The 4,418-nt window shown below is 69.3% G+C and carries 6 protein-coding genes; 5 read left to right on the forward strand and 1 reads right to left on the reverse strand.

Annotated features, from left to right (window positions below):
* Positions 1 to 61: 61 nt before the first annotated feature.
* The 5 genes from JWP64_RS00915 (at position 62) to JWP64_RS00935 (ending at position 3,699) form a co-directional block, all read left to right on the forward strand.
* Positions 62 to 406: a hypothetical protein gene (locus tag JWP64_RS00915; protein WP_297491040.1), complete on the forward strand. Its 345-nt coding sequence runs from the start codon at positions 62 to 64 to the stop codon at positions 404 to 406.
* Between the two features lie 199 nt (positions 407 to 605).
* Positions 606 to 1,430 carry a hypothetical protein gene (locus tag JWP64_RS00920; RefSeq protein ID WP_297491043.1) on the forward strand — a complete coding sequence of 275 codons (825 nt, stop codon included), beginning with the start codon at positions 606 to 608 and terminating at the stop codon, positions 1,428 to 1,430.
* A 78-nt stretch (positions 1,431 to 1,508) separates the two neighbouring features.
* On the forward strand, positions 1,509 to 1,661 hold the full coding sequence (locus JWP64_RS00925; RefSeq protein ID WP_297491045.1) for a hypothetical protein: 153 nt from the start codon (positions 1,509 to 1,511) through the stop codon (positions 1,659 to 1,661).
* A 581-nt stretch (positions 1,662 to 2,242) separates the two neighbouring features.
* On the forward strand, positions 2,243 to 2,845 hold the full coding sequence (locus JWP64_RS00930; protein WP_297491053.1) for a DUF1326 domain-containing protein: 603 nt from the start codon (positions 2,243 to 2,245) through the stop codon (positions 2,843 to 2,845).
* 5 nt (positions 2,846 to 2,850) lie between these two features.
* Complete coding sequence (locus JWP64_RS00935) at positions 2,851 to 3,699, forward strand: DUF2182 domain-containing protein (RefSeq protein WP_297491048.1); 849 nt, start codon at positions 2,851 to 2,853, stop codon at positions 3,697 to 3,699.
* A 90-nt stretch (positions 3,700 to 3,789) separates the two neighbouring features.
* Here the strand turns inward: JWP64_RS00935 and JWP64_RS00940 are convergent.
* Positions 3,790 to 4,418: sigma-70 family RNA polymerase sigma factor (locus JWP64_RS00940; RefSeq protein WP_297491051.1), on the reverse strand; the 629-nt coding region annotated here is incomplete at its 5' end.

The following is a 4,418-nucleotide window of genomic DNA, read 5'->3' on the forward strand; positions in this document are numbered from 1 at the left end:
TTCTCGGGGTCGCGCTCCCCCGCGGCAGACCGGATCCGGACCACACCAGCGGGGAACCTCCATGCCCGACGACCGCGACGCCCGTCTCGCCGAGCTGCATCGGCTTCGTCGCGGCGACATTCTCTACCCCGGGAACTCCGGGTGCGCCGGCGCGCGCGGTAGCGGCGGCGGAGCACCCAGTCCGTGCCAGGGCGAGGTGACCGCGGCCGCGATGAAGCACTACCACGGGCCGAAGCGACCCCACCACACCCGGATCTTCCTCTGCGACCTGCACGCCCGCCTCGAGGCCGCCGAGCCCCTCACCGACGCCGACCGAGCCGAGCTCACGCGCCGGCGGGCAAAGGCTGCGTACTGGGCGGAGGTATCGGCGCGGCAGCGCGCCGCGCACGGCATGACCAGCTGGTAGTCGCCGCCGCCTCCCTCCCCGAGCCGTCCGTCACCGAGGACGCCGACGACTTCGCTGAGATGAAGGCGAACATCCAGGCGAACGGTGGCGAGGCCTCGAACGGCGCTGAGAGCCAGTATCTCTACGCGTGCGAGATGGGGACGCTGCCGAAGGAGCAGTGCCCGTAGATCAGCTCCTTCGCCGAGAGGATGATCTGTCCATGACGAGCGGTGCCCTCGGCGACTACCCCGACTTCGCCCGATGGTCCGACGGCCCTCGCGCGTGGGGACCGGATGGCCGCTGGCGGCTCTGGTTCGGGGGAAAGGTTGCGGACGCCATCGTCGAGTTGCTGGACGACCACATCGCCACGATCGGCCGACACAGCGCTGCCGCGATCGGATGCGTCCCGTGGCTGACGCATCCCGGCATAGCCGACCGGCTTGCCAAGTTGCACGCCTGCTGCATCGTCGTGGACAAGGGCGCACGGTGGGTTCCCGACGTGCTGCGGACGGCGGAGAACTCCTTTCCCAACGTGCTGCCGGGCATGGAGTCATACGCGCCACCGGCGGACGACGGGAAGCCAGTCATCGTGGGCCCTTACAGCGGGCGCATCGAGTACGAAGTCGGGCCGCTCCGGACACTCGGGATGACGGGGCACGACGGCAAGCCCCTCCTCCACAGCAAGCTCCTTGTCCTCGGACGACTCGCCTGGCACGAGTACGGCCCGCACGACGGCCCCACCGCGGAGGAGCTGCGGTTCGAGCCCCTGAGTGTGTGGTGGGGTAGCGCGAACTGGACGGACAAGGCCGCATCGCACCTAGAGACCGGAACCTGGAGCGATGACCCGCAACTCGCCCGCGAGGCCGCTCGGTACGCGGAGGACTTGATCGGGTTCTCGGAACCCTTCGGGGCCACGACCCCCCTCCCCGTGCGAGACCTCCCCTACGTCATCGAGGACACCGACGCGATGCGCGAGGCCGCCTTGGACATGCACTACTACGAGTTGGAGATGCGCGCCCTCGACGAGGAGCACGACGAGCCGTAAGCCGCCGACCATCCCTGACGCCGATCAGCGGGCAGTGGCTGAACGTCGCGTCCACTAACTAACCGTGACGGTCACGGTATGCTGTCACTCGTTGGTGCGGCGCTGGACGCGGCGTGCCGCATCGTCGTCCTGGAGGACCAGCTCGAGGAAGCCCGCCGCATCAACGCCGAGCTGAACCAGCGCGACCGGGCGGGCGAGCGCAGCGTGGCCACCGCCGCCGACTCGTCATGATCTGGCGAGCATGGAGGATCTCGGGGGATGCTCGCCGACTACCTGACCGGCACAGAGTGATCGTGCGCCGCGAGCGCGCACCTCTGGCGCCCGACTCGACCTGGTTGAGGACCGCGATGGCTGGCGCTACGCCGCCTTCGCCACGACACCCCGCGGCGGGCAGTTGTCGGGTTGCAGGGCTTGACAACCCCACCAGCGAGGTACTCGCCGAATGGACTTGGGAACGCCTCAAGAAGCCCCTTCCAGGTCTGACTGCAGTAACCGTCAGAGAGACATGCACTCCGGCTGTACCTACCGCGGCCCGGCAAGCAACGCGACGGTCCGAGTCTCGTGTACTCGGTGAGGCGGCGTGTGGTGGTCGAGTGCGACGTCTGCAGCCGCGGCGAGGCCGGGCGGTGGCGACGGAGTGCTGAAGTGACCGACACAGCCTGGTGATGTCAGGCAGAGAGGTGGGCTTCCCCCGCAACTCGGGCGACGACTGCTCCGCGCGGCGAACGAAGCGGTTTCGTGATCCCCTCGGGAGGCGGTTGACCCGCTCATCCCGGGGATGGACACTTTTCGTCCTGCGAAGGGGGTCGGCGATGTCGTGGAGCCTCAAAGGCAGCTATGCCGAGACTTGCTCGTGCGAGCTTATGTGCCCGTGCAACCTCTCGTTAGACCATGGCGCCACCTACGACTTCTGTCGGGCGACTCTGGCCTTCGACATCCGCGAGGGTGAGATTGATGGCACCGACGTCCGGGGCCGCAGAGTGGTGACGATCATCGACACGCCGAAGGTCATGACCGACGGCAACTGGCGGCTCGGGATGTTCGTCGACGACCAGGCCACGGACGAGCAGTTCGACAAGCTGGTCCAGGTGTTCGGCGGACAGCTCGGGGGGCCGATGGCTGCGCTCGCTCCCCTCGTGGGCGAGGTCGTCGGGGTCGAGCGCGCGGCGATCGAGGTGGCCGACGACGGGTTGCTGCACAGCGTCCGCGTCGGGGACGCGATCGAGTTCGAGATCGAGGACATCGTGCCGTTCGGGGTCGAGAACGGTCGGCCGGTCCGGTTCGACGGCATGTTCCATCCGGTCGGGTCGAACCTGACGATGGCCGAGGCGCGGCGCTCGCGGATCAACGCCTTCGGCATCGAGTACGAGGGCAAGACCGGTCTGTCCACCTCCGAATTCACCTGGGCCGCCTGACCCCGATGGGTGCTCCGGCAAGGGAACGCCCCAGCCGAGCCGGCGGTCTCGCGCCGGCGTTCGCCGCCGTCCGCGTCCGGCTCGGGCTGGTCGCCGCGCTGTTCGTTCTCGCCGGCCTCGGCTGGTGGTGGACGGCCCACCAGATGCGCGGCATGGACCAGGGGCCGTGGTCCGGGCTGGGCGGGCTGGGCTGGTTCCTCGGGGTGTGGCTCGTGATGATGGCGGCGATGATGTTCCCGTCGGTCGCCCCGACGGTCGCGTTGTACTCCCGCATGACCAAGAAGCGGTCTCCGCTGTCACCGCTGCTGTTCGCGGCGGGTTACCTGGTCACGTGGACCGTCGCGGGTCTGGGTGCCTTCACTCTGGCAGCAGTACTGGGCCGGATCCCGGGCGACGTGTTCGTGTGGGACCGTGCCGGGAGGTGGGTCGCGGGCGCCACGCTCGTCGTCGCGGCGGTCTACGAGCTGACCCCCCTCAAGGACGTCTGCCTCGACAAGTGCACCAGCCCGCTCGGCTTCCTTCTCGGCGCTTGGCGTGACGGCCGCTCGGGTGCGCTGCGGATGGGCGCGAAGCACGGCGTCTGGTGCGTCGGGTGCTGCTGGGCGCTGATGGCGTCATTGTTCGCACTGGGGGTCATGAGCCTCATCTGGATGGCCGTCGTCGCGGGACTGATCGCCGTCGAGAAGACGCTTCCGTGGCATCGGGTGGCGGTCTACGGGACGGCGGTCGTGCTGCTCACGCTCGCTGTGCTGCTGCTCGCCGCCCCGGACTCGATCCCGGCCCTCGCTATTCCCGGTGCGGACCCGATGACCGAGATGGCGCCGATGACCCAGATGGCGCCGATGCCCTCCTAGAGCGAGGGTGACGAGCAGGCCTGGGCGCCGGCTCCCCAGCAATTCGTACCGCGCGGTTCGTCCTGCACCCTCTACTGGTGGCCGGACGCGTCAGAGTGTGATCGGGTTGCCGGCGTCGGCGAGCTGCTGGCGTAGCTGGGCCAGGGTGGTGCTGAGCAGCCGGGAGACGTGCATCTGGGAGAGCCCGACCCGCTCGGCGATCCGGGTCTGGGTGAGGTCCTCGAAGAACGGCAGCGTCAGAATGGTGCGTTCGCGAGCCGGGCGGGCCTCGATCAACGGACGAAGGACTGCGTGCCGTTCGACGTGGTCCAACTCGGTGTCGAGCCGGCCGTAGGTCTCGGCCAGCGGCAGCCCGTCCTCCCCGTAGGGGCGGTCGAGCGGGACGCTGTGCTGGCTCTCCCGCGCGACCGAGTGCGTCGATGACCTGACCGCGGAGCGATGCTCGGCCAGGTCACCCGCCGGGCCGTCGAGGTCGCGGTAGCCACCCGTGACGCCCTGTTCGAACGCGCCGCACTCAGCGAAGCGCTCTCGGATGCACGCACCTGTGGCGACTGGCAGCCGGAGCCCCTGGTGACGGCGGTCTGATGACGATGGGGGTGGACCGCCGCCCGATCGGCCACGCGGCCGGGTGCCGGTAAGTGTGTCCTGCCGCGCCAGGTGTCCACCCCAGCTCGGCTGCCGCCTGGTACTCCCCAGCGGCTGGCCGGCTGACGGCATCG

Origin of the sequence: Pseudonocardia sp. (genome assembly GCF_025465255.1) — a bacterium.
Lineage (GTDB): Bacteria > Actinomycetota > Actinomycetes > Mycobacteriales > Pseudonocardiaceae > Pseudonocardia.